This window comes from Achromobacter pestifer, assembly GCF_013267355.1.
GTDB lineage: Bacteria > Pseudomonadota > Gammaproteobacteria > Burkholderiales > Burkholderiaceae_B > Achromobacter > Achromobacter pestifer_A.
The window spans coordinates 2,224,542-2,247,596 of the sequence record NZ_CP053985.1 but is presented as its reverse complement, the minus strand read 5'-3'; the positions used below and the strand labels follow the sequence as shown (position 1 = coordinate 2,247,596).

The window sequence follows — 23,055 nt, the reverse complement described above, 5'->3', positions numbered from 1 at the left end:
CGGCTTGTGGAAAGCCGTGGGCTGCTCCTACACTGGACTGCGCCCGCCCCGCGGTCCGGGGCGGGGCAACCCCGCGGATCGAAGGAGCGCGCCATGTGTCGCTGGCTGGCTTATACCGGTAGTCCCATACAGATGGAGAGTGTGCTGTTCAAGGCCAAGCACTCCCTGATCGACCAGAGCCTGCATTCGCGGCTGGGCGCCACCACCACCAATGGCGATGGTTTCGGGCTGGGCTGGTATGGCCGCCAGCACGAAGGCCGGCCGCTGGAGCCGCCGTTCCGCTACCGCAGCGTGCATCCGGCCTGGAACGACCGCAATCTGCGCGAGGCGGCGCGCGCCATCCACGCGCCGCTGTTCGTGGCGCACATCCGCGCCGCCACCGACACGCCCGCGCAGGAAACCAACTGCCATCCGTTCCGCCACGGGCAATGGCTGTTCGTGCACAACGGCGTCATCCGCGACTACCCGCTGCTCAGGCGCGACCTGATGCTGATGATCGCGCCCGCGTATTTCGGCTCGCTGGAAGGGTCGACGGATTCCGAGGTGATGTTCCTGCTGGCGCTCAGCTTCGGCCTGGAGGAAGACCCGCTGCCCGCGCTGGCCCGCATGGTGGGCGCGGTGGAAGAGACGGGCAGGCGGCATGGCGTGGCCCAGCCCATCAATATGACGGTCTGCGCGCTGGACGGCCAACGCCTGATCGCCGTGCGCTATTCCAGCGAAGCCGATTCGCGCACGCTGTTCCACAACACTTGCGTGCGCCATCTGCGTCAGCTGTATCCCGACAACCCGCAGATCGCGGCGCTGGACGATGACGCCTTCCTGCTGCTGTCGGAGCCCTTGACCGAAATGGCCGGCGTCTGGGAGGAAGTGCCCGAGGCCACCGCCATCATCGCGGGCGGCGGAACGGTGACGCACTATCCGTTCGCGCCGGTGCCGCCAGGGGCCTGAGACTGCCTGGCCGGGCCGGAAATGCGGGAAATTGGGGTCATCAAGCACGTATCTTCCATATAAGGGAGAATACGGATCGCATGACTTTGCGACGTCCTGGGCCGCGAAAGCACCCTAATTCCAATAAGGAAGTTGCATGACCGATAGCAAAACCCCGCAGGCCTCTGACGCGCTGGCGGTGTTTAACCACACGGGGAGCACCCCGGATTGCTTTGAGTTGCACGAGCATGGCGTTGTCAGCCGACAAGGCGACACGCGCACTTACACCGCATTTTCGGACATCCAGGACCTTTGCCTGTACGCCTCCGGACCGGACGCGGCTGCTGGCCTGATCAATAATTTTGCTTACCGCACCGGTACGGCGCAGGACTGGACCAGGGTGCTGGCCGAGGTCGGCGAATTCGACAAGCTGATGGACGCATTCCGCTCGCGCTACGTCGCGCAGCGTCTGCCCGTGCTGGAAGAGAGGATCGCGGACGGCGCGCGAGTCGTGTTCCGCTACATCCGCAGCGGCGATTTCCCGGACCTGAAGACGCAGGAACTGGCCCTGTCGGCCGAAGGCCTGCACATCGGCGACGCCACCTGGCCGTACGAATCGCTCAAGCGCATCGACCTGAACCAATGGGCCGAGACGATCAGCCTGCAGGACGAAGACGGCAAGACCGTGTTTTCGTGCCCGGCCATGCGCGTACTCAGCTCGGACCTGTTCGTGAACCTGGTCTACGACCAGTTGGGACGGACGGCGGAATACGCCTGAGCAGGTAGCTCCCGCGCCGCGGGGTCAGTGTCCTGAATGCAGGGCGGGATTCAGCGTGCCCCAGGCGGCGGTGCGCACCAGGCACTCCACGGCGCCGGTCTGCGAATTGCGGCGGAACAGCAGGCCTTGCTGGCCCGCCAGCGAGGTGGCCTTCACCACCGCGCCTTCCGGCGTCAGCACGCGCGTGCCGGCTGTGATGTAGCAGCCGGCCTCGACCACGCAATCGTCACCCAGCGAAATGCCGATGCCTGAGTTGGCGCCCAGCAGGCAGCGCTTGCCGATGGACACCACCTGTTTGCCGCCGCCGGACATGGTGCCCATGATGGACGCGCCGCCGCCGATGTCGCTGCCGTCGTCGACGATGACGCCGGCGCTGATGCGGCCTTCGACCATGGACGCGCCCAACGTGCCGGCGTTGAAATTGCAGAAGCCTTCATGCAGCACCGTGGTGCCGGGCGACAGATGCGCGCCCAGCCGCACGCGTGCGGTGTCGGCGATGCGCACGCCGCCGGGCATCACGTAGTCGGTCATGCGGGGGATCTTGTCCACGCCGCGGATTTCCAGGATCTGGCCGGAGGCGCGCAGGTGCCAGCGCAGCGTGTCCACTTGGTCCACCGCGCAAGGTCCCGCCGAGGTCCAGGCCACGTTGGCCAGCACGTTGAACAGGCCGTCCAGGTTGGCGTCGTGCGGACGGATCAACCGGTGGCTGAGCAGGTGCAGGCGCAGATAGGCGTCGTGCGCGTCGACCGGCGGTTCGTCCAGCGACGAGATCGCGGTGCGCACGGCGACGATGTCCACCTTGCGGCGGGTATCGCGGATCAGGGCGGTGGGCACGTGTTCGCCCAGCGCGGCGCGGGCTTCCTCGGGCGACAGGTGGCGCGTGCCGGTGGCCGGCGAGTTGTCGGCCAGCGAGGGGCGCGGATACCAGGTGTCCAGGATGGCGCCGTCGGCGGCCAGCGTGGCGACGCCATAGGCGATGGCGCTGAGGGGCTTGGAGGAATCGGCCATGATGAAAGAGGAAGTGCGCAGTCTGAGTGCGTAATTCTAAGGCGAAAGGGCTGTGGTTTTCAGAGGCTGCCGAAGGCCCAGCGCAGGCTCAGCGAGCCGGTGTGCTCGCGGTTGCCGCCGCCATACTGGCCGCCGTAGGCCAGGCCGATGACGGCCGAGCGCGACACGGCGACTTCCAGGCCCACGCCCGCCAGCGCGGCGGACCGGGCGATGGGCGCGCCAGCCACGGTCAGCACGCTGCCGCCGTCCAGCACCAGGGTCGTCTCCGGCTGCACGTCGCCGAAGGCGCGGCGCCAGCCCAGCGTCGCGTGCAGTCTGCCGACCGTGGGTCCGAGTGCGAACCCGGTCTGGCCGCGCAGTCCCAGCGTGGTGGTGGTCTGCCGGATCCGCCCCGCGTCGGCCGAGAGTGCCGTTGAGCCGCCCGATTCGCTGAAACTGCGGGTGCGCACGTTGCGCACGGCCACGCCTGCGAACGGTTCGATGGTGGCGCGTGGCGACAGCGCCAGCTCGTAACCCAGTTCCGAGAAGGCCTGTGCGGTGTAGGCGCTGAAGTCGGCGGTCAAGGTTTGCCGGGCAATGCCGGGCATTTCGAAATGCCGACGGGTGTCGATGTCGTGCCAGGTGTAGGAGGCGGCGGCCAGCAGGTTCAGCTTGCCGGGGCCGGCACTGAACGACTTCTTGCCGTAGACCCCGGCGGTGTAGCTGTAGACATCCATCCGGAGGTCGGCGGCGTCGATGCGGACGCGGCTGCGGGTGGCGCCCAGCGCGCCGCCCAGCCGCCAGCCGGCGCCCGCGTCGAACTCGCCGCCGCCATACAAGCCGGTGGTGCGCTGCTTGATGCGGGCCACGTTGGCGCCGCCTTCCAGCGTCTGCCAATTGTCGACGGCGACGAGCCAGCCCGGTTGGGCCGGCGCGGGGCTGGTCGGCCGGTCGGCAAGCAGGTCGCGGGCCGGCTCGGCTGGTCCGGCGTGCGCATGGGCCGCGCCCGCCGCGAATACGGCATGCATGGCGAACGCCCGCGCCAGCAGCTGCCGGCGGACGGCTATCGGCGGTGGCAAGGGCTGCCTACGCCAGTTCTTTCAACAGCAGTTCCCAGAATTTCATGCGCTGTTCCAGCGTCGAAACCAGGATGTACTCGTTCAAGGTGTGCGCGCCGTCGCCGTCGGCGCCCAGGCCGTCCAGCGTGGGGATGCCCATGGCGGAGGTGAAGTTGGCGTCGCTGCCGCCGCCCGTCATGGGCGCGTCTTCCAGCAGGAAGCCGGCGCGTTCGGCGTAGCCCTGCACCAGCGCCAGCAGATCGGCGGCGGCTTCGGTCTTCACCATGGGCGGGCGGTTCAGTTCCACGTCGATGTCCAGTTCGACGTCCGGACCCACGGCGCACAGCTCGCGCATGCGGCGCAGCACGTCTTCGGCGGCGCCCATGTCGGGCACGCGGAAGTCGACCACGCAGCGGCACAGCGCCGGCACGGTGTTGGTCACGGTGCCGCCGGCGATGGTGCCGACGCTGACGGTGATGCCGCGGTCATAGTCGGTCATGGCTTCCAGCGCCAGCACCTGGTGGGCCATTTCGCGGATGGCGCTGCGGCCCTTCTCGTGCTGCATGCCGGCGTGGGCCGGACGGCCCTTGACGTTCAGGTTCAGCATGCCGGTGCCCTTGCGCGCCGTGACGCACTTGCCGCCGTTGGGGCGGGCCGGTTCGCAGACCAGCGCGTACTTGGCGTTGGCGGCGAAGCGTTCGATGTGCGTGCGCGAGGCGTGGCTGCCGGTTTCTTCGTCGGGCACCACCAGGAAGTCCACCGGCAGTTGGGTCGCGCCGGGACGTGCCAGGCCGGACAGGGCAGTCAGCGCCAGGTAGATGCCGGCCTTCATGTCGTAGCCACCCGGGCCGTAGAGACGGTCGCCTTCGATGCGCACCGGATTTTCGAGCAGCGTGCCCACCGGATGCACCGTGTCCATGTGCGCCAGGATCAGGATGCCGGGGCGCGTATCGCCGGGGGCGCGGTTGGTTGCGTACAGCAGCGGGCCCGTGGTGGGGCCCAGCGACGACAGCTCCACCGTCAGGCCGGCGGCCGCGGCGTAGTCGGCGATGATGCGCGCCATGGCGGCGATGCCTTCGGGGAAGTTCGAGGGCGATTCGCATTGCAGCCAGCTCTTGATGCCAGCGACGATCTGTTCAGTGCTCTGGGTGTTGGACATGACGGTATCGGATATCTGCAACGAAGAAAATGGGAGCGGTCAGGCGACCTGCTGGCCGGCCAGGCGGGCCAGTTCGGCGGCGTCGGGCATCTTGCCGTCGAACCAGAGGCTGGCGCACACGGCGGACATGGCGCGGCCGTCGTGGCCGATGCCGGGCACGACTTGCAGCGTCCAGCCGAACGGCACGCCGCGGCGCTCGGCTTCCTTGCGGCCGAACTCGAAGTAGTTCTGGGCGCGCGCAAAGCGGTGCGGGCCCTGGCGCATGGCGGCGGGCTCGGACGGCAGGTTGGGATCGTCGGTGGCGATGTCCTGGTCGCCCGCCAGGATGGTCATCGGATAGGCCAGCAGCTTGACCAGGTGTTCTTCGGTCAGGCCGACGCCGTCCATGCCTTCGGGGAAGGGATGGTCGAAGGTCGGCAGCGTGTACCAGCCCGGGTTGCCGGCGGCCACGGCCTTGAAGGGCGCGTGCGACTGGCTGCTCATCAGGCGGTGCACGAACTGGCCGCCCGCGGAATGGCCGAACAGGTAGATGTTCTGGCCGTCGGTGATTTCACCGTCGATCAGGTCCTTGATGACATTGCCCACCAGCGCGTAGGTCCAGCCGTCGATGTGGCGCGGATTGCCGCCGGCCGAGAACACGCGGCCGTTGTTATAGCTTTCGACGCCGGGCCAGATCTCGTTGGAGAAGGTCAGCGCCACGATCAGCAGCTTGTGCTTGTCGGCGGCTTCCACCCAGAAATCGCGGTACTCGTCGCCGTTGCGCAGCACGCCGTGCTGCACGATGACCACGGGCCGGTCCGGCGTGTAGCCGTAGGGGCGGTAGGTCTGGAGCTTGAAGGGACGGTCGGAATTGCGGTCCTCGTCCACATACAGGATGGCGTTGCGGCCAGCATGGCCCAGCTCGATGGCGATGCGGTCGACGTTGGACATCTCGGAGGGTTTCATCAGGCGTGCGCCTCGTTCAGGTGGCAGGCCGACCAGTGGCCTGCCGAGATTTCTTTCAGGGCCGGCGCCTGCTCGCGGCAGCGCGGCATGGCGTGGGGGCAGCGGGGATTGAAGGTACAGCCCGGCGGCGGATTCAGCGGCGATGGGATCTCGCCCTTGATCGGCGTGAACTTGCGGCCGCGGCGGGCCACGTCCGGCACTTCGGCCATCAATGCCTGAGTGTAGGGGTGATTGGCGCGCGCGAAGATCTCGGCCGACGTGGAGATCTCCACGATCTTGCCCAGGTACATGATCGCCACGCGGTCCGAGATGTGCTTGACCACGCCCAGGTCGTGGCTGATGAACAGATACGTGAAGCCGTGCTGTTCGCGCAGGTCCATGAACAGGTTGATGACCTGCGCCTGGATCGACACGTCCAGCGCGGCCACGGGCTCGTCGCAGACCAGGAACTTCGGCGCCACCATCAGCGCGCGGGCGATGCCGATGCGCTGGCGCTGGCCGCCCGAGATCTGGTGCGGGAAGCGGTCGCGGTATTCAGGGTCCAGGCCGACTTCCTGCAAGGCCTGGTCGATGCGCGCGGGAATCTGCGCGGCGGGCGCCAGCTTGTGGACCTTGAGCGATTCGCCCAGGATCTGGCGCAGGCGCTGGCGTGGGTTCAGCGAGGCTTGCGGGTCCTGGAAGATCATCTGCACGCCCAGGGTATAGGCCAGCTTGTCGGCGCCGCGCAGGCGGCGCGCTTCCTTGCCCTGGTACAGCAGTTCCCCTTCGCTCTGGCCGTGCAGGCCGGCGACGACGCGGCCCAGCGTGGACTTGCCGCAGCCGGACTCGCCGACCAGGCCCACGACTTCGCCGCGCTTGATGGACAGGTCCACGCCATTGACCGCGTACACGGTGCGGCGGTCGATGGGGCGGCCGGTCAGGGCCAGGATGCGCTGGGCCAGATCGGGCCGTTGCTCGAAGCGCTTGTGGACGTTCTTGAGCTCGATGACGGGGGTATCGGCGGTACTCATACCGACTGGGCCTCGCGGGTAATCGGCACGTAGCAGCGATAGCTGCGCGGGCCTTCGGTGGTGACGGAGGGGGCTTGTTCGGTGCAGCGCGTGACCGCGCTGTTGCAGCGCGGACGGAACGGACAGCCCGAGGGGCGGCCGGCCAGGCTGGGCGCCATGCCGTTGATCTGGTGCAGGCGCGCGCCGGGCTGGGTAGCGCCGGGCATCGAGTCCAGCAGGCCCTTGGTGTAGGGATGGCGGGGCGCGTCCAGCACCTGCTCGACCGGGCCGCTTTCGACGATGCGGCCGGCGTACATCACGGCCACGCGGTCGGCCAGTTCGGCCACCACGCCCAGGTCGTGGGTGATCCAGATCAGCGCCGTGTTGTGCTCGCGGCAGATCTCCTGCATGCGGTAGAGGATCTGGCCCTGGATGGTGACGTCCAGCGCCGTGGTCGGCTCGTCGCAGATGATCAGGTCGGGTTTGTTCAGCATGGCGATCGCGATCGCCACGCGCTGGCGCATGCCGCCCGAGAATTCGTGCGGATAGCTCTTCAGGCGTTTTTCGGGCGAAGGAATGCCGACCATGGCCAGCGCCTCGCGGCAACGCTCCTCGGCTTCGGCGCGCGGCACGTTTTCATGGGTGAGGATGGCCTCCATCATCTGCTCGCCGATGCGCAGCACCGGATTGAGCGTCATCAGGGGATCCTGGAAGATCATGGCGATGCGGTTGCCACGCAGCTGGCGCATCTGCTCTTCGCTCAGCTTGCGCAGGTCCGTGCCCTTGAACTTCACTTCGCCGTCCACGACTTCCCCGGGCGGGTCGATCAGGCCCAGCAGCGAAAAGCCGGTGACGGATTTGCCGGAGCCCGATTCGCCGACCAGGCCGACGATCTCGCCGCGGCGCACGGTCAGGTCGACACCGTCGACCGCCAGCCAGGCGCCGGCTTCGGTATGGAATGCGGTGCGCAGGCCGCGCACGTCTAGAAGGATTTCGCTCATGCTCGTCGCGGGTCCAGGCTTTCGCGCAGGCGGTCGCCCACGATATTAATGGAGAGGATCAGCAGCAGCAGGGCGATGCCCGGGAACAGGCTGATCCAGTAATCGCCCGACAGCAGGTACTGGAAGCCGTTGGAAATCAGCAGGCCCAGCGAGGGTTCAGTGATGGGCACGCCCACGCCCAGGAACGACAGCGTGGCTTCCAGCGCGATCGCGGTCGCGATCTGGATGGTGGCGAACACCATGACGGGACCGAGACAGTTGGGCAGCAGGTGGAAAAGCATGATGCGCCAGGCCGGGTAGCCCAGGTTGGCGGCGGCTTCCACGTATTCCTTGCGGCGTTCCTGCAGGGCGCGGCTGCGCATGATGCGCGCATAGTGGCCCCACTGCACCAGCACCAGGGCCAGGACCACCTTGTCGACCCCGCGCCCCAGCACCACCAGCAGCACCAGCGCCACCAGGATGGTCGGAAAGCCCAGGATGAAGTCGACGATGCGCATGAGCACGGTGTCGACCAGGCCGCCGACATAGGCGGCCACCAGGCCGACCGCGCCGCCCACGGCGGTGGCCAGCACCACGGCGGACAAGCCGACCATCAGGCTGATGCGCAGGCCATACAGGATGGCACTGAGCATGTCGCGGCCCTGGTCGTCGGTGCCCAGCCAGGCGATGCTGCCGTCCATCAGCGCCTGGCGCGGCGCCAGGCGGCCGTCCATCAGCGAGAGGTTGGCCAGGTCGTAGGGGTTCTGCGGCGCGAAGTAGGGCGCGAAGACCACCAGGATGATCAGGATGGCCAGCGCGATCACGGAGCCGCGCAGCGTCGGGCGCGCGTGCAGTTTCTTCAGGATGGAGGCGCGCTGGGGCGTCTCAGCCAGGGGCTGGACGGTGCGGGTGCGGCCGGAATTGGGAGTTTGAGCCATGGCGGATTATTGAGCGGGAGTCACGAGCTGCACGCGCGGGTCGAGCGCGGCGTACAGGATGTCCACAACCAGGTTGATGATCACGAAGATCAGGGTGACCAGCATCACGTAGGCCACCACCACGGGGCGGTCCAGCTGGTAGATGCTGTCGATCAACAGCTTGCCCATGCCTGGCCAGGCGAACACCGTCTCGGTAATGGTGGAGTAGGCGATGAGGCTGCCGAATTCCATGCCGATCACGGTGACCACGGGGATCAGGATGTTGCGCAGGATATGGCGGCGCACGATGCGGCCCGGCTTCACGCCCTTGGCGCGCGCGAACTTCACGTAGTCCTGGCTGCGCGCTTCGACCACGCCGGAGGCGGTCAGGCGCAGCACCAGGGCGATATTGGCCAGCGCCAGGTTGATGGCCGGCATGATCAGGTGCGACCAGCCGTCGGCCGTCAGGATGGACAGGCGCACGCCCAGCACGGTGACCGTGTCGCCGCGGCCGGTCGCCGGCAGCCAGCCCAGCCACACCGCGAACAGCAGGATCAGCATCATGCCCTGCCAGAAGTTCGGCAGGGAAAAGCCCAGCACCGAGGACGCCATGATGCCGCGGCCCAGCGGCTGGTCACGGTACAGGCCCGCGATCAGCCCCAGCGGAATGCCGAACACACAGGTCAGCAGGATGGCCACGACCACCAACTCGAAGGTGGCGGGAATGCGCTGCACGATCAGTTCGACCGCGGGGATGCCGTGCACGAAGGAGGTGCCCAAGTCGCCGTGCAGCGCGCGCCACAGGAAGCCTGTGTATTGCTGCCACACCGGCAGGTCCAGGCCCAGGCGGGCGATCATCGCCTCGCGCGCGGCCTGGCTGGCTTCGGGGCTGACCAGCAGTTCGATCGGATCGCCCACGGCATAGACCGCGAAGAAGACCACGACCGAAACGGCCAGCAGCACGAACAGACTCTGTATCAGTCTGCGTAGGATGAACAAGGCCACGAGATGATTTCCTTGGTGGGCTCAGGGTTTGCGGGCGCCGCGTAGGGTCTTACTTGGCGGGCTTGGCCGACATGGCCAGGGTGTACTGGTCGGCGCGGCCTTCGTAGGTCAGTCCCTTGCGGAACGCCCAGATGCTGCTTTCGAAATGCAGGGGAATGCTGGGCAGGTCGGCCAGCGCAAGCGTCAGCGATTCCTGCAGCAGCTTTTCGCGCGCGGCCGGGTCCACGGTGACCAGCGCGCGCTTGAACACGCGGTCGAACTCGGGGTTGTCATAGCCGCCGTAGTTGCTGGTGCCCAGGCCGTGTTCCTTGTCGAACGCGCTGACCCAGTATTGCAGGAAGGACGAGGCCTCGCCGGTTTCCGAGGACCAGCCGCCCATGGCGAAGCTGAACTCGCGCTTGGCGCGCTTGGGGAAGTAGACCGAGCGCGTCATGGTGTCGACGGTGGTCTTGATGCCCACGCGCGACAGGTATTGCGCCACCGCCTGGGATATCTGCGCGTCGTTGATGTAGCGGTCGTTGGTCGACGACACGGTCAGCTCGAAGCCGTCCGGATAGCCGGCTTCGGCCAGCAGCTTCTTGGCGGCGGCCGGGTCGTACTTGAGTTCCGGCGGATTGGGCAGGGTGCCGAACATGCCGTCGGGCAGGAACTGGTTGGCCGGCGTGGCGGCGCCGTCCATGATGCGGGCGGCGATGGTCTTGCGGTCGATGGCCAGCGACATGGCGCGGCGCACCCGCGCGTCCTGCAGCGGGTTCTTGCCATCCGCGGCCTTGACGCCGGGGCTGGGGCTGCGCGCCACGTCGGGCTGGAAGTACACCACGCGCACCGAAGGCGTGATGACGTGGCCGAAGCCCGGCGTTTCCGAAATGCGCTTCACGTCGCGCGCGGCGGGGTTTTCGATCAGGTCGAAGTCGCCCGCCAGAAGACCCGTCAGGCGTGGGCCGGCGGCCGGCACGGGCACCAGCTTCACGTCCTTCCATGCAGGCTTGTCGCCCCAGTAGGCGTCGTTGCGCGTCAGCTCGATGGCGGTGCCCTTGACGTAGCTCTTCAGGGTGTAAGCGCCGGTGCCGATCACGGAGCGGCCGGTGTTGAAGTCGGCCACGGTGGGCCAGGCGCCGGTGACGCCGCACTTGTTCTTCAGGTCGAAAGTGATCGCGCCGTGCTCGGCGATGCCGTTCCACAGCATGCCCATGCGGGTCAGGTCGTTGGGCAGCAGCGGATAGGGCTGGCGCGTCTTGATCACCAGGGTATTGCCGTCGCGCACCTGCACGTCGGCGAATTTCTGGACGATGGCCGGGTACGAGCTGCTGATGGACTGTTCGTTGTTGACCACGCGGCAGAAGGTGAACAGCACGTCCTGCGGCGTGAAGGGCTGGCCATTGGAAAACTTGACGCCCTCGCGCAGCGTGAATTCCCAGGTCGTGTCGTCCACCGGCTTCCAGGCCGTGGCCAGACGCGGAATCAGGTTCATCTTGGCGTCCTGGCCCACCAGCGTCTCGAACATGTGCGAGGTCATCGCATCGTTCGGCGTGGCCTGGTGGTAGTGCGGATCCATCGACGTCGGCTCGGACGACAGGCCGATCCTCAGGACGCCGGCGGCATCCTGGGCGATGGCCGTGGTGGTACAGGCGGCCATGGCGAAGGCCGTGAGCATGCTGCGGTGGAGCGTCTGGGCAGACATGGATTTGTCCCTTTGTTTATTGGTTTTGTGTTGCAAGGCGGCGGGCTGCCGCGGGTCTTCAGGCGATGGGCTGCGCCAGCCGGACCACGGTCACGCCGGGCCGCAGATTGGCGGTGGACGGCATGATCAGCACGCAATCGTCATAGGGCGTGACGACGGGCTCGCCCTCGGACCAGCCGATCAGGGTGCCGGCCGCAGCCAGCGTTTCCAGGCCCTTCCAGGGCTGGGCGAAGCGGAAATCGGCACTCTTGGCGGCGACCGCATGCGTCACGCGCAGCGCGCGCTGCGCAGGCGCTGCGGGCACGAACCAGGCTTCGGGCAGGTCGCTGCTGTCGACCGTGCCCGCTTCCACCAGGAAGCGCGCCATCTGGTCGACGGCGACGCCGCGCGCCTCGGGCGCGCCATGGAAGCCGCATTCGATCAGCAGGGAACGGGTGCCGTTGTCGCCGGCTTCGCCGAAGCGGCCGAAGTCGCGCATGCGCACGCCCGCGGCGTGGCCGGCGTCGGCGATGATGGTGGCGGGGTTGCCCAGGGCCAGCGCCAGGTCGATATTGCGCTGTTCCATGCCGGTCAGCTGTAGCGGCACATCGGAATTGCTCATCGAATGGAAGTCCAGCAGCCAGTCGGCCTGCTCGACCCAGGGCCGGATCTCGGCCGCGCGGCGGCGTTCCTGGCTGGTGGGCACGCTCAGCTTGTCGTCGCTCCAGACGCGGTTCATGTCCTCGTCGACGAAGCGCGCGGGCGCGTAGTTGGCGGGATCGAAGCGGTCGAACGCGGCCAGATTGCAGAAGGCCAGCGTCAGCGACCCCCGGCGCGGCCGCAGGCCCGCCGTCAGTGCGTCCTTCAGCGCCCAGGCGCCGCAAAGTTCATTGCCGTGGATCAGCGCGCTCAACATGACATGCTTGCCAGGCTCGCCAGAGTCGAAATGCCAGACCCCCGGGGTATCCGTATTGCCCGCCCGCTCGGCCGACAAGTTCGGACAGGCAAGAAGAAATGGACGCGGTAGGGACGCGGGGGCGGGCGTAGGCATGGGGACTCCGATGAAGCGACGCGATTGTATAGGCGATGGCGCTAGGGGGGCGGCTAGGAGCCGGCGTGGGCGTGCGCCGTCGCGCGGCGGGCGCTGAAATGGGCTGCTGACACGGGTTTTCCCTTATATATGGGGCACGTCAGGCGCGCGCCGCCTTCGAGTATTGGGCGAATTCTAGGAGCTTGGCTGCTTTCTCTACAATTAGAATATTTATCTCGAGCTTTGCAGAAAAGGCAAAGCTTGTTCCTCATTCCCATTCCTTGAGAACCGCGAGGGGCGGACATGCACGGCATCGCCTTGAAGTACTTTCTGGAGGTTGCCCAGGCGGGCAGCCTGAGCGGCGCGTCCGAGCGCCTGCATGTGGCGGTGTCGGCCATCAGCCGGCAGATCGCCAAGCTGGAGGAAGAAGCAGGAGCGCCGCTGTTCGAGCGCGCGGCGCGCGGCATGGTGCTGAGCGAGGCGGGGCAGCTGTTGCTGGCGCATGCCCGCCGCACCATGCTGGAAGCCGACTCCGTGCTGCAAGAGATCGCCGCCATCAAGGGCACGGTGCGCAACGAGATCCGGGTGGCGTCCGTCGAGGGCGTGGCGCGGATTTTCCTGCCCTCGGTGATGGCGCGCTTTCGCCGCGATTGGCCCAACATCCGCTTTGACCTGCATGTGGGCTCGCCGGCCGAGGTCAGCCGCCGGGTGGCCGAAGGCAGCGTGGAACTGGGCATGGTCTTCATCGCCGAACGCATCGGCGGGGTCAGCCCGCGCTATTCGCGCCGCGCGCCGGTGCATGCGGTGATGGCGGCCGACCACCCGCTGGCGGGCCGCGCCAGCGTCAGCCTGCAGGATCTCAGCCAATATCCGCTGGCGCTGACCGGGCCGGGCACCACCACGCGCCAGCTGTTCGAGATGGGCTGCGCGCTGGAGTCGGTGCAACTGCAGCCGGCGCTGACCTGCAACGATTCCTCGCCGCTGCACGGCTTCGTCTTCGGGTCGGACGCCATCATGCTCAGCGGCTACATCTCGGTGGCCTGGAGCCTGCAGCGCGACGAGCTGATCGCCGTGCCGATTTCCAACGCCGAGCTGCAATCGCGCACCCTGCAGATCCAGGTCATGCCGGGCCGGGTGCTGCCGCCGGCAGCGGAAGCGTTCGTCGAGCTGCTGTCCAGTGAATTGGACAACGCGTTGCAAGGCCGGCCAGCCGTGTAGCCTGGAAAGGCCCAATGGCAAAAAAAAACGGCTGCGCGAGGCAGCCGTTTTCTCGTTCAGGCGGACCTGATCATTGCTTTTCGGGCGTGACCGAGGTGGCCAGCGTGTACTGGTCGCGGCGGCCTTCGTAGGTGATGCCCTTGCGGAAGGCCCAGATGCTGCTTTCGAAGTGCAGCGGGATCAGCGGCACGTTGTCCAGCGCGATCTGGGTGGATTCCTGCAGCAGCTTTTCGCGCTTGGGGGCGTCGACGGTCACGATGGCCTGCTTGTAGACCTTGTCGAAGTCGGCATTGCTGAAGCCGCCGTAGTTGCTGGTGCCCAGGCTGTTGGGGGAATCCAGGGAAGCCACCCACAGCTGGAACAGCGCCGAGGCTTCACCCGTTTCCGCCGGCCAGCCGCCCATCGAGAAGCTGAACTCGCGCTTGGCGCGCTTGGGGAAGTAGATGGAGGCCGTCATGGCGTCCACATTGGTCTTGATGCCGACGCGGGCCAGGTACTGGGCCACGGCTTGCGCCACCTGGCCGTCGTTGACGTAGCGGTCGTTGGTCGACGACAGCGTCAGTTCAAAGCCGTTCGGGTAGCCGGCTTCGGCCAGCAGCTTCTTGGCGCCTTCGGGGTCGTACTTGATTTCCGGCGCCTTGGGCAGCGCGCCGAACATGCCGTCGGGCATGTACTGGAAGGCGGGCGTGGCCATGCCGTCCATGATGCGGGCGGTGATGGTCTTGCGGTCGATGGCCATCGAAATCGCCTTGCGCACGCGCAGGTCTTGCAGCGGGTTCTTGCCGTCGGCGCTCTTGACGAAGGGGCTGGGGTTGCGGCCGATGTCCGGCTGGAAGAACACCAGGCGGGTCGACGGGGTGGCGACGAAACCGAATTTGGGGTTGTCCTTCAGGCGCGGCAGGTCGCGCGCGGCGGGGTTTTCGATCACGTCGAAGTCGCCCGACAGCAAGCCGGTCAGGCGCGGGCCGGCGGACGGCACCGGCACGAACTTCACTTCCTTCCAGTACGGCTTGGGACCCCAGTAGTTTTCATTGCGGACCAGCTCGATGCCGGTGCCCTTGACGTAGGACTTCAGGGTGTAGGGGCCGGTGCCGATCGCGTCGCGGCCATTGTTGAAGTCGACCACGGTAGGCCAGGCGCCCGTCACGCCGCAACCCTTCTTGGGATCGTACGTGAGCTTGCCGTGCTCGACGATGCCGTTCCAGACGATGGGCAGCGAGCGCGCCAGTTCGGCGGGCATCAGGGGGAAGGGTTCGCCGGTCTTGATGATGACCGTGTGCGCGTCCGGCGTCTGCACGTCGGTGATGCGCTTGGTCATGTCCATGTAGGACTGCGACACGTTGGTTTCGTTGTTCAGCGTGCGGCAGATCGTGAACAGCACGTCTTCGGACGTGAACGGCTTGCCGTTGGAGAACTTGACGTCGTCGCGCAGCTTGAATTCCCAGGTCAGGTCATCCAGGTTCTTCCACGACGTGGCCAGTGCGGGCACCAGCTTCATGTCGGCGCTGCGGCCCACCAGGGAACTGTAGACGTGCGCGGAGAACGCGTCGTTCTGCGTCATCTTGTGATAGTGGGGATCTGCCGAGGTGGGCTCGGCCGACAGGCCGATCTTCAGCGTCTGGGCTTGGGCGGCGGCCAGGGGAATGGCGGCGGCCGCAAGGGCCAGGGTGGTGCGCAACTTCATGGTGACAACTCCGGATGGAAAACGAACCGGATCGCGCCTGCGTGTAAACCAGCCTGCGCCAGCCGCGCATGCAGCGTCGCCTGGAAGGGGCTCAGGGGGTTTTGGCGCCGGGCACGACGGCAAGGGGCCGATTATCGGTAGGGGCTTCGCGCACTGTCAATGTGCAATGGCAAGCGCAGCGCTAGGGAAAACGCGGAGAGGAAGGGGGGGGAGGGCGCCGCGCTGCCTCGTCTGGAGGCCTGCGCGGCGCGATGGCGCCCGGGTGAGGGACTGGGCGCCGAAGAACCGCCGCAACGGGCGCCGGGAAGCCGGCGGGCGTTGTGGCGGGGTTGCGCCAGGCTGAATCGCGGGAGATCGATCGCGATTCAGGCCGGCGCGGCAGGGCTTACCACTGCGAACCGGAGAAGCGCGAGCTGGCGGCGCGGGCCTTGTTCATCGAATCGTTCACTTCGTCGATGAAGGAAAACACGGCGGCAACAGCTGCGGCTACGGCTTGACCAGCCTTCTTCAGGTTGGTCAGCGGATGGGAATTCGGTTGGTTCTCGAGGGCGCCGCGGAGCAGATCGCGCTCCAGCGCGTCGGTCAGGCGGGCAGTGTGGTTCAGGGTCAGTTCGCTCATGGTTTGCTCCAGTCCGTTTCGTCTTGGTGTAAACCATTATAGGGATAACCCTATGATCAATGCAACGCTATTTTTAGGGTAAACCCCTATATGTTGTAAAAATGTTTATTCCCCAGGGACTTAGCTGGCGTTTCGCAGGGCGCGGGCGGCATCCGCCAGCTCTCCGGCGGTCAGTCCGATAGGGCCAATACCCTGAGCGACCAGCGCGTCCGCCGCCGCGCCGTGTAGCCAGACGGCTCCGGCCACGGCCTGGTCCAGGGGCAGCTTCTGGGCGATCAGCGAGCCCAGCATGCCCGCCAATACGTCCCCGGTTCCGGCAGTGGCAAGTCCCGGATTGCCGCTGGCATTGATGTGCAGTCCGCCATCAGGGGCGCAGACCACGGTGCCCGCGCCCTTCAGTACCACCCAGGCCCGGTAGCGCTGCGCCAGTTGCCAGGCGGCGTCCGGGCGGTCGGCCTGCACTTCGGCCGCGCCGATGCCCAGCAGGCGTCCGGCTTCGGCCGGGTGCGGCGTCAGCACCACGGGGCCGTCGCCCCAGTTGGGTTGAATGTCGCCGCGGGCCAGCAGGTTCAGGCCGTCCGCGTCCAACACCAACGGCGCCCCGCGCCGCAGCACGAACAACTCAGATAGCGTATTGGCCGCCAGGGCGCCCGTGCCGATGCCGCAGCCGGCCACCCAGGCGGTGACGCCCCAGTCTTCCTCCAGCAGGGAGCGGGCGTCGCGCAGCATCACCTCAGGCTGCAAGGGATCGCAAGCCAGGGGCGCGGCTTCCTGCGCAAAGCCGACCAGCACCTTGCCGGCGCCAATCTTCAGTGCGGCCCGCGCGGCCAGCAGCGCCGCGCCAGCCATGCCGGGGCCGCCGCCCACCACGCCTACCGTGCCGAAACTGCCCTTGTGGGTGTCCTGGCCGCGTCGCGCGAACAGGGCGGGCAGGGCGGCGCGGTCGATGACGCCGCCGGCGGTCGGGGCGGTAGTGTTCATGGGCTGAGGCTCCTGAGGTAATCGGCGTGGCGCGAGGGCACGTATCTACTATAGTGCGCCCAAACCAGCCGGCATCCGGTTGGGCCAAAAGACAAGATGGAGACGAACATGAGCGACATCACGCTGGAACACTATTCCGCCTATGAGTCCCTGAAGCTGCGCCGGCACCCCGGCGGGGTGCTGGAGGTGATCATGGGCGCCAAGGGCGGCAAGCCGGGTAAGCTCTCCACCGCCGACGACCGCATGCACCGCGAGCTGGCCGACATCTGGCGCGATATCGATACCGACCCGGACACCCGGGTGGTGGTGATCCGCGGCGAGGGCAAGGGCTTTTCGGGCGGCGGCGACCTGGACCTGGTGCAGCAGATGGCCGACGATTTCGACGTGCGCACCCGCGTCTGGCGCGAGGCCCGCGACCTGGTCTACAACATCATCAACTGCAACAAGCCCATCGTGTCCGCCATGCATGGCGCGGCCGTGGGCGCGGGCCTGGTGGCGGGCCTGCTGGCCGACATCTCCATCGCGGCCCGCGACGCGCGCATCATCGACGGCCACACCCGTCTGGGCGTGACGGCAGGCGACCACGCCGCCATCGTCTGGCCGCTGCTATGCGGCATGGCGCGCGCCAAGTACTACCTGATGTTGTGCGAAACCGTGACCGGCGAGGAAGCCGAGCGCATCGGCCTGGTGTCGCTGTGCGTGGACGAGGCCGAACTCATCGGCCGCGCTTTCGAAGTCGCCAACAAGCTCGCCGCGGGTTCCCAGACCGCCATCCGCTGGACCAAGTATTCGCTGAACAACTGGCTGCGCATGGCCGGGCCCAGCTTCGATACGTCGCTGGCGCTGGAATTCATGGGCTTTGGCGGCCCCGACGTGCGCGAAGGGATCCAGTCCCTGCGCGAACGCCGGGCGCCGAACTTCCGGCCGGATTCGCCGTTCTGACGGGATGGGGATTGTCCACCCGTCTTACTTGAAGAACTTCGCGAACGCCGCCTGCGCCTCTTCGGATTGCAGGCGGATGCGGAATTGCTGGGCTTCGTAGTCCAGCGTGTCCTGGATTGCCTGGCGATCCGGGCGGCGCAGCATGGCCTTGGTCAAACGCAGCGCGGCGCGCGGCTGGCGTTCCAGGTCGGCGGCGGTGGCTTGCGCCGTGGCCAGCGCCTGGCCCTTGGCCGTGACCGAAGTGGCCAGCCCGGCATCGCAGGCGTCCTGCGCCGTGAACGCCTTGCCCTGTAACAGCCATTCGGCGGCACGGCGAGCGCCAACCAGCCGCGGCATCAGCAGGCTCGACGCGCCTTCCGGGCACAAGCCCAGCGCCACGAACGGGATGCGGAAGGTGGCGCCTTCGCCGGTGTAAACGAAATCGCAATGCTGCAGCAGGGTCACGCCTATGCCGATGGCGTAGCCTTCGACCGCGGCGATCACCGGCACCTCGGCCGTCGCCAGCGTGCGCAGGAAGGTCAGGCCGGCGCTGTCGCCCGCGCCGCGTTCCGCCTGGAAGTCGCGCAAGTCGTTGCCGGCCGTGAAATGCTCGCCCGCGCCGGTCAGGACAACGGCCGCCACGGCCATGTCGGCGGACGCCAGCGCAATCTGTTCGGTCAGCGCGGCATAGGTGGCCGTGTCCAGCGCGTTGCGGCGGTCCGGGCGGTTGATGGTGAGCGTCAGCACCGCGCCGTCGCGGCTGACCTGCAGCCCGGCGCTCATGCGCCGAAGTCGCCGGCCAGGCGGGCCCGCGCGTCCGCATACTCGCTACGCAACGTGTCCACGATCCGGCGCGTCGGCTGCACGCTGGCGATGCCGCCCACGCCCTGGCCCGCGCCCCAGATGTCCTTCCAGGGCTTGACCCGGCTGGAGCCGAAATTGGACGCGCCGCTGTCGGGCTGGGGCAGGTTGGCCGGGTCCAGCCCGGCGGCGGCAATGCTGGCCTTCAGGTAGTTGCCGGGGATGCCGGTGAAGAACGGGGTGTACAGGATGTCCGAGGCGCTGGCGTCGACGATGGCGGATTTGTAGCCTTCGCTGGCGTTGGCTTCCTCGCTGGCGATGAAGCGCGTGCCCATGTAGGCGAAGTCCGCGCCCATGGCCTGGGCGGCCAGGATGTGCGCGCCCGAGGTGATCGCGCCCGACAGGATCAGCGGGCCGTCGTAGAAGCGGCGCACTTCGGACACCAGCGCGAAGGGGCTGAGCGTGCCGGCGTGGCCGCCAGCCCCGGCGCACACCAGGATCAAGCCGTCCACGCCGGCCTCCAGCGCTTTTTCGGCGTGGCGGATCGTGGTCACGTCATGGAACACCTTGCCGCCCCAGTCATGCACGCCTTTGACCAGGTCGCCGGGAGCGCGCAGGCTGGTGATGATGAGCGGTACGCGGTGGCTGGCGCACACGGCCAGGTCCTGCTCCAGCCGGTCGTTGGACTGGTGGATGATCTGGTTGACCGCGAACGGCGCCACCGTCGCGCCGGGGTTGGCCTCGCGGTGCGAGGCCAGGCCGGCCTGGACTTCGTCCAGCCAGTCGGTCAGCAGGCTCTGCGGACGCGCGTTCAGCGCGGGGAACGAACCCACGATGCCGCTGGTGCACTGCGCCACCACCAGCTTGGGGTTGGACACGATGAACATGGGGGCGCAGATGACCGGCAGGGACATCTGGCCGTACAAATCAGTCACGAGAGAATGGGGCATGGCGTCGTCGCGGAAAAAGGTCACAAGAGGGCTTGAGCATCGTAGTCGGGTGTGCCTATAATTACCTACCGACCGTCCGGTAATTAATTAATCCTTATTAAACGGCATGCGCCAAAGCGCTGTCAATGGAGGTACGCGAGTCCCTCCGGCAGCTGCGGCGCGGCCCCTGCAAAGGCAGCCATGGCGACCTCCGCCCCTCCCGCCCAGAAGCGCGCCCGCGCCGGCCGTCCGCCCACCGTGGCGGCTCCCCGCGAACGCATCCTGGAAGAAGCCGCCAAGCTTTTCGCCCGCAGCGGCTATGACGGCAGCTCCGTGTCGGACCTGGCCGCCGCGCTGGGCGTGTCCAAGGCCGCCATCTACCACTACTACACCACCAAGCAGGACATCTACGACGCCATCATCCTGGTCGTGCTCAGCGGCCTGACCCAGGCCGTGGCCCAGGACGTGGCGCGGGCCGAGGGCGCCACCGCCCGGCTGCGCGCCTTCATGGTCGGCCACGCGCGCTACTTCGAACAGCACCACGCCGAATTCGTCACCATGCTGATCGGCTATTCCGGCATGGCCCTGACCGAACGCGAAGACGCGGCCCGGCTGCGCGACGGCTACGAAAAGCGCCTGCGCGAACTGATCGCACAGGGTGTCACCAGCGGCGAGTTCCGCGCGCTGGACGTGGCCGCGGCGGGCCGCGCCGTGCTGTCCATGCTGAATTGGATGGTGCGCTGGTACAAGCCCGGCCAGGGCGACAGCGCCGAAGCCATCGCCGCCGGTTATTTCGATCTACTGGTCGGAGGCATGCGCGCCTGAGGCGCGGCTGTCCCCCGGCTTGCCCCGCATTTTCTTGAGACTTCCATCATGGCCCTCGACACCGAAACCCTGAACCTGCTGCTGGACGCCGTGCGCCGCTTCGTGCACGAACGCCTGATCCCCGCCGAAGACGAACTGGCCGAAAGCGGCCAGGTGCCGCCCGACATCGTCAACGAGATGCGCGAGCTGGGCCTGTTCGGCCTGTCCATCTCGCCCGACCACGGCGGCCTGGGCCTGACCATGGAAGAGGAAGTGCGCGTGGTCTTCGAGCTGGGGCAGACCTCGCCCGCCTTCCGCTCGCTGGCTGGCACCAACATCGGCATCGGCTCGCAGGCCATCGTGCTGGCCGGCACCGACGAGCAGCGCGCCCGCTACCTGCCCAAGCTGGCCAGCGGCGAACTGATAGGCTCGTTCGCGCTGACCGAACCCGACGCCGGCTCCGACGCGATGGCGCTGCGCCTGTCCGCCGTGCGCGACGGCGACAGCTACGTGCTCAACGGCACCAAGCGCTACATCACCAACGCGCCTATCGCCGGCCTGTTCTCGGTCATGGCGCGCACTGCGCCGGAACGCCGCGCCAATTCCATTTCGTGCTTCCTGGTCGAAGCCGGCACGCCAGGCCTCTCCATCGGCAAGCCCGACAAGAAGATGGGCCAGGCCGGCGCCCTGACCAGCGACGTGGTGTTCGACAACTGCCGCGTCCCGGCCAGCGCGCTGCTGGGCGGAGAAGAAGGCAATGGCTTCCGCACCTCGATGCGGGTGCTGGACAAGGGCCGCCTGCATATTTCCGCGCTGTGCGTGGGCATTGCCGACCGTCTGTTGAGCGACGCCGTCAAGTACGCCATCGAGCGTAAGCAATTCGGCCAGCCCATCGCCGAATTCCAGCTGATCCAGGCCATGATCGCCGACAGCCAGGCCGAACTCTACGCGGCGCGCTGCATGGTGCTGGACGCCGCCCGCATGCGCGACCGCGGTGAAAACACCACCATGCAGGCCGCCTGCAGCAAGCTTTACGCCACCGAAATGGTGGGCCGCGTGGCCGACCGCGCGGTGCAGATCCACGGCGGCGCGGGCTACATGTCCGAGTACGCCGTTGAACGCTTCTACCGCGACGTGCGCCTGTTCCGCATCTTCGAGGGCACTTCGCAGATCCAGCAGTTGGTGATCGCCCGCGAAACCATCAAGGCGCATTCCTGAGCGCGGATCCGGCGCAAGAGGCTAATATCCTGCATGACTGACGGTGATCCGGCGCCGGCCCCTGGCCGCGCCGGAATATGACGCGCCAGCGGCCGCGCGCCGCCGGCATGACGGAATTCCAGTCTGGCTTGCGCGCCGCCGCAAGCCAGACGTTTTCATTTCTCTTCTAGCGAAAAGACTAATGTCGCAACGTCCCGCTCCCCTTACCGGCATACGCGTGCTGGACCTCACCCGCGTCCTGGCGGGTCCCTGGTGCACCCAGAACCTTGCCGACCTAGGCGCCGAGGTCATCAAGATCGAACGCCCCGGCGCGGGCGACGACACCCGGGCCTGGGGGCCTCCCTACCTGAAGGACGAGGCGGGCAACGACACCACGGAAGCAGCCTATTACCTGTCCGCCAACCGCAACAAGCTGTCGGTGGCGCTGGATATCGCTTCGCCGCGCGGCGCCGAGCTGGTGCGCGAACTGGCGCTGCAAAGCGACATCCTGGTGGAAAACTTCAAGGTGGGCGGCCTGTCCAAATACGGCCTGGACTACGAAAGCCTGAAGGAACTCAATCCGCGCCTGATCTACTGCTCCATCACCGGCTTCGGCCAGACCGGCCCCTACGCCAGCCGCCCCGGCTATGACTTCATGATCCAGGGCATGGGCGGCCTGATGAGCATTACCGGCGAACGCGACGACCTGCCTGGCGGCGGTCCGCAGAAGGCCGGCGTGGCCGTGACCGACCTGATGACCGGCATGTACTCCACGGTCGGCATCCTGGCCGCGCTGCACGAGCGCTCGCGCAGCGGCCTGGGCCAGCACATCGACATGGCGCTGCTGGACTGCCAGGTCAGCATGCTGGCCAACCAGAACCTCAATTACATGACCTCGGGCGTGGCGCCCAAGCGCGCCGGCAACGCGCACCAGAACCTGGTGCCCTACCAGGTGTTCGCGGCCAGCGACGGCCACCTGATCGTGGCGGTCGGCAACGACAGCCAGTTCCGCAATTACTGCGGCGCGATCGGCCTGCCCGAGTTGTCGGCCGACCCGCGCTTTGCCACCAATCCGCAGCGCGTGAAGAACCGCGCCGAGCTGGTGCCGCTGCTGACCGAACGCATGGCCACCGGCGCGCGCGACCACTGGCTGGCCGCGCTGGAAGCCGTGGGCGTGCCGGCCGGCCCCATCAATACGCTGGACCAGGTCTACGAAGACCCGCAGGTCCTGGCGCGCGGCATGAAGCGAGAAATGCCGCATCCGACCGCGGGCACGGTGCCCATTGCTTCCAGCCCGTTGAAGTTTTCCGACAGCCCGGTCGAGTACCGCCGTCCGCCGCCCATGCTGGGCGAACACACCGAGCAGGTGCTGTCCGAGAAGCTGGGCCTGTCGGCCGAAGAAATCCTGGCGCTGGCGCAGAGCCGGCCCTGAACCCCATCCAATAAAAGAAAGCAGGAGAGTGTTG

22 protein-coding genes are annotated in these 23,055 nt (G+C 67.3%); 7 read left to right on the top strand and 15 right to left on the bottom strand.

Annotated elements, in window-relative coordinates; all coding sequences use genetic code 11:
* Nucleotides 1-93: 93 nt before the first annotated feature.
* The gene (locus tag FOC84_RS10900; RefSeq protein WP_173144434.1) at nucleotides 94-948 is read left to right on the top strand and encodes a class II glutamine amidotransferase; all 855 of its coding nucleotides are present in this window, start codon (nucleotides 94-96) and stop codon (nucleotides 946-948) included.
* A 136-nt stretch (nucleotides 949-1,084) separates the two neighbouring features.
* A complete protein-coding gene (locus FOC84_RS10895; RefSeq protein ID WP_173144433.1) occupies nucleotides 1,085-1,705 on the top strand; it encodes a hypothetical protein in 621 nt (206 codons plus the stop codon).
* A gap of 24 nt (nucleotides 1,706-1,729) precedes the next feature.
* Here FOC84_RS10895 and dapD read toward each other — a convergent pair whose 3' ends face one another.
* From dapD to FOC84_RS10845, 10 genes are read right to left on the bottom strand one after another with little or no spacing between them, the layout of a single operon-like run.
* Nucleotides 1,730-2,713 (bottom strand): 2,3,4,5-tetrahydropyridine-2,6-dicarboxylate N-succinyltransferase, encoded by a 984-nt coding sequence (dapD, locus tag FOC84_RS10890; protein ID WP_173144432.1) that lies wholly within the window; start codon nucleotides 2,711-2,713, stop codon nucleotides 1,730-1,732.
* 59 nt (nucleotides 2,714-2,772) lie between these two features.
* Entirely contained in the window at nucleotides 2,773-3,720 is a 948-nt protein-coding gene (locus FOC84_RS10885) for an autotransporter outer membrane beta-barrel domain-containing protein (RefSeq protein ID WP_254241951.1), read from the bottom strand.
* A 58-nt stretch (nucleotides 3,721-3,778) separates the two neighbouring features.
* The gene (locus FOC84_RS10880; RefSeq protein WP_173144431.1) at nucleotides 3,779-4,909 is read right to left on the bottom strand and encodes a M20 family metallopeptidase; all 1,131 of its coding nucleotides are present in this window, start codon (nucleotides 4,907-4,909) and stop codon (nucleotides 3,779-3,781) included.
* A 39-nt stretch (nucleotides 4,910-4,948) separates the two neighbouring features.
* Nucleotides 4,949-5,854: a prolyl oligopeptidase family serine peptidase gene (locus FOC84_RS10875; RefSeq protein WP_173144430.1), complete on the bottom strand. Its 906-nt coding sequence runs from the start codon at nucleotides 5,852-5,854 to the stop codon at nucleotides 4,949-4,951.
* The gene (locus FOC84_RS10870) at nucleotides 5,854-6,864 is read right to left on the bottom strand and encodes an ABC transporter ATP-binding protein (protein WP_173144429.1); all 1,011 of its coding nucleotides are present in this window, start codon (nucleotides 6,862-6,864) and stop codon (nucleotides 5,854-5,856) included. The genes FOC84_RS10875 and FOC84_RS10870 overlap by 1 nt, the downstream gene beginning before the upstream one ends.
* Nucleotides 6,861-7,844, bottom strand: coding sequence for an ABC transporter ATP-binding protein (locus tag FOC84_RS10865; RefSeq protein ID WP_173144428.1), 984 nt, complete (start codon nucleotides 7,842-7,844; stop codon nucleotides 6,861-6,863). Before FOC84_RS10865 ends, FOC84_RS10870 begins: the two co-directional genes overlap by 4 nt.
* Nucleotides 7,841-8,761, bottom strand: coding sequence for an ABC transporter permease (locus tag FOC84_RS10860; RefSeq protein ID WP_173144427.1), 921 nt, complete (start codon nucleotides 8,759-8,761; stop codon nucleotides 7,841-7,843). Before FOC84_RS10860 ends, FOC84_RS10865 begins: the two co-directional genes overlap by 4 nt.
* A 6-nt stretch (nucleotides 8,762-8,767) precedes the next feature.
* The gene (locus FOC84_RS10855; RefSeq protein ID WP_173144426.1) at nucleotides 8,768-9,745 is read right to left on the bottom strand and encodes an ABC transporter permease; all 978 of its coding nucleotides are present in this window, start codon (nucleotides 9,743-9,745) and stop codon (nucleotides 8,768-8,770) included.
* Between the two features lie 49 nt (nucleotides 9,746-9,794).
* The gene (locus tag FOC84_RS10850) at nucleotides 9,795-11,426 is read right to left on the bottom strand and encodes an ABC transporter substrate-binding protein (protein ID WP_173144425.1); all 1,632 of its coding nucleotides are present in this window, start codon (nucleotides 11,424-11,426) and stop codon (nucleotides 9,795-9,797) included.
* A 58-nt stretch (nucleotides 11,427-11,484) separates the two neighbouring features.
* A complete protein-coding gene (locus FOC84_RS10845) occupies nucleotides 11,485-12,456 on the bottom strand; it encodes a succinylglutamate desuccinylase/aspartoacylase domain-containing protein (RefSeq protein WP_173144424.1) in 972 nt (323 codons plus the stop codon).
* A 282-nt stretch (nucleotides 12,457-12,738) separates the two neighbouring features.
* On the opposite strand from FOC84_RS10845, the gene FOC84_RS10840 reads away from it, so the two are divergent.
* Nucleotides 12,739-13,653 (top strand): LysR family transcriptional regulator, encoded by a 915-nt coding sequence (locus tag FOC84_RS10840; protein ID WP_173144423.1) that lies wholly within the window; start codon nucleotides 12,739-12,741, stop codon nucleotides 13,651-13,653.
* A 70-nt stretch (nucleotides 13,654-13,723) separates the two neighbouring features.
* Here FOC84_RS10840 and FOC84_RS10835 read toward each other — a convergent pair whose 3' ends face one another.
* The 3 genes from FOC84_RS10835 to FOC84_RS10825 form a co-directional block, all read right to left on the bottom strand.
* On the bottom strand, nucleotides 13,724-15,337 hold the full coding sequence (locus tag FOC84_RS10835; RefSeq protein ID WP_173144422.1) for an ABC transporter substrate-binding protein: 1,614 nt from the start codon (nucleotides 15,335-15,337) through the stop codon (nucleotides 13,724-13,726).
* Nucleotides 15,338-15,722: 385 nt separating this feature from the next.
* Nucleotides 15,723-15,956, bottom strand: coding sequence for a hypothetical protein (locus FOC84_RS10830; protein WP_088138009.1), 234 nt, complete (start codon nucleotides 15,954-15,956; stop codon nucleotides 15,723-15,725).
* Nucleotides 15,957-16,076: 120 nt separating this feature from the next.
* Nucleotides 16,077-16,937 (bottom strand): NAD(P)H-hydrate dehydratase, encoded by an 861-nt coding sequence (locus FOC84_RS10825; RefSeq protein ID WP_173144421.1) that lies wholly within the window; start codon nucleotides 16,935-16,937, stop codon nucleotides 16,077-16,079.
* Between the two features lie 108 nt (nucleotides 16,938-17,045).
* Here FOC84_RS10825 and FOC84_RS10820 point away from each other — a divergent pair, with 108 nt between their 5' ends.
* On the top strand, nucleotides 17,046-17,879 hold the full coding sequence (locus FOC84_RS10820; protein WP_013391155.1) for an enoyl-CoA hydratase/isomerase family protein: 834 nt from the start codon (nucleotides 17,046-17,048) through the stop codon (nucleotides 17,877-17,879).
* Nucleotides 17,880-17,903: 24 nt separating this feature from the next.
* Here the strand turns inward: FOC84_RS10820 and FOC84_RS10815 are convergent, their stop codons facing one another.
* Nucleotides 17,904-18,641, bottom strand: a complete 738-nt coding sequence (locus FOC84_RS10815) for an enoyl-CoA hydratase-related protein (RefSeq protein ID WP_173144420.1) — start codon at nucleotides 18,639-18,641, stop codon at nucleotides 17,904-17,906.
* Nucleotides 18,638-19,609, bottom strand: coding sequence for an NAD(P)H-dependent flavin oxidoreductase (locus tag FOC84_RS10810; protein ID WP_088138043.1), 972 nt, complete (start codon nucleotides 19,607-19,609; stop codon nucleotides 18,638-18,640). The genes FOC84_RS10815 and FOC84_RS10810 overlap by 4 nt, the downstream gene beginning before the upstream one ends.
* 180 nt (nucleotides 19,610-19,789) lie before the next feature.
* On the opposite strand from FOC84_RS10810, the gene FOC84_RS10805 reads away from it, so the two are divergent.
* The 3 genes from FOC84_RS10805 to FOC84_RS10795 all read left to right on the top strand — a co-directional run bounded on the left by FOC84_RS10805 (nucleotide 19,790) and on the right by FOC84_RS10795 (nucleotide 23,021).
* The gene (locus FOC84_RS10805) at nucleotides 19,790-20,413 is read left to right on the top strand and encodes a TetR/AcrR family transcriptional regulator (RefSeq protein WP_173144419.1); all 624 of its coding nucleotides are present in this window, start codon (nucleotides 19,790-19,792) and stop codon (nucleotides 20,411-20,413) included.
* Nucleotides 20,414-20,461: 48 nt separating this feature from the next.
* The gene (locus FOC84_RS10800; RefSeq protein ID WP_173144418.1) at nucleotides 20,462-21,610 is read left to right on the top strand and encodes an acyl-CoA dehydrogenase family protein; all 1,149 of its coding nucleotides are present in this window, start codon (nucleotides 20,462-20,464) and stop codon (nucleotides 21,608-21,610) included.
* 181 nt (nucleotides 21,611-21,791) lie between these two features.
* Entirely contained in the window at nucleotides 21,792-23,021 is a 1,230-nt protein-coding gene (locus tag FOC84_RS10795; protein WP_173144417.1) for a CaiB/BaiF CoA transferase family protein, read from the top strand.
* Nucleotides 23,022-23,055: the final 34 nt, after the last annotated feature.

Coding starts and splice junctions, on each gene's coding strand:
- FOC84_RS10900 (WP_173144434.1), top strand. CDS start 94: ATGTGTCGCTGGCTGGCTTATACCGGTAGTCCCATACAGATGGAGAGT.
- FOC84_RS10895 (WP_173144433.1), top strand. CDS start 1,085: ATGACCGATAGCAAAACCCCGCAGGCCTCTGACGCGCTGGCGGTGTTT.
- dapD (WP_173144432.1), bottom strand. CDS start 2,713: ATGGCCGATTCCTCCAAGCCCCTCAGCGCCATCGCCTATGGCGTCGCC.
- FOC84_RS10885 (WP_254241951.1), bottom strand. CDS start 3,720: ATGCATGCCGTATTCGCGGCGGGCGCGGCCCATGCGCACGCCGGACCA.
- FOC84_RS10880 (WP_173144431.1), bottom strand. CDS start 4,909: ATGTCCAACACCCAGAGCACTGAACAGATCGTCGCTGGCATCAAGAGC.
- FOC84_RS10875 (WP_173144430.1), bottom strand. CDS start 5,854: ATGAAACCCTCCGAGATGTCCAACGTCGACCGCATCGCCATCGAGCTG.
- FOC84_RS10870 (WP_173144429.1), bottom strand. CDS start 6,864: ATGAGTACCGCCGATACCCCCGTCATCGAGCTCAAGAACGTCCACAAG.
- FOC84_RS10865 (WP_173144428.1), bottom strand. CDS start 7,844: ATGAGCGAAATCCTTCTAGACGTGCGCGGCCTGCGCACCGCATTCCAT.
- FOC84_RS10860 (WP_173144427.1), bottom strand. CDS start 8,761: ATGGCTCAAACTCCCAATTCCGGCCGCACCCGCACCGTCCAGCCCCTG.
- FOC84_RS10850 (WP_173144425.1), bottom strand. CDS start 11,426: ATGTCTGCCCAGACGCTCCACCGCAGCATGCTCACGGCCTTCGCCATG.
- FOC84_RS10845 (WP_173144424.1), bottom strand. CDS start 12,456: ATGCCTACGCCCGCCCCCGCGTCCCTACCGCGTCCATTTCTTCTTGCC.
- FOC84_RS10840 (WP_173144423.1), top strand. CDS start 12,739: ATGCACGGCATCGCCTTGAAGTACTTTCTGGAGGTTGCCCAGGCGGGC.
- FOC84_RS10835 (WP_173144422.1), bottom strand. CDS start 15,337: ATGAAGTTGCGCACCACCCTGGCCCTTGCGGCCGCCGCCATTCCCCTG.
- FOC84_RS10830 (WP_088138009.1), bottom strand. CDS start 15,956: ATGAGCGAACTGACCCTGAACCACACTGCCCGCCTGACCGACGCGCTG.
- FOC84_RS10825 (WP_173144421.1), bottom strand. CDS start 16,937: ATGAACACTACCGCCCCGACCGCCGGCGGCGTCATCGACCGCGCCGCC.
- FOC84_RS10820 (WP_013391155.1), top strand. CDS start 17,046: ATGAGCGACATCACGCTGGAACACTATTCCGCCTATGAGTCCCTGAAG.
- FOC84_RS10815 (WP_173144420.1), bottom strand. CDS start 18,641: ATGAGCGCCGGGCTGCAGGTCAGCCGCGACGGCGCGGTGCTGACGCTC.
- FOC84_RS10810 (WP_088138043.1), bottom strand. CDS start 19,609: ATGCCCCATTCTCTCGTGACTGATTTGTACGGCCAGATGTCCCTGCCG.
- FOC84_RS10805 (WP_173144419.1), top strand. CDS start 19,790: ATGGCGACCTCCGCCCCTCCCGCCCAGAAGCGCGCCCGCGCCGGCCGT.
- FOC84_RS10800 (WP_173144418.1), top strand. CDS start 20,462: ATGGCCCTCGACACCGAAACCCTGAACCTGCTGCTGGACGCCGTGCGC.
- FOC84_RS10795 (WP_173144417.1), top strand. CDS start 21,792: ATGTCGCAACGTCCCGCTCCCCTTACCGGCATACGCGTGCTGGACCTC.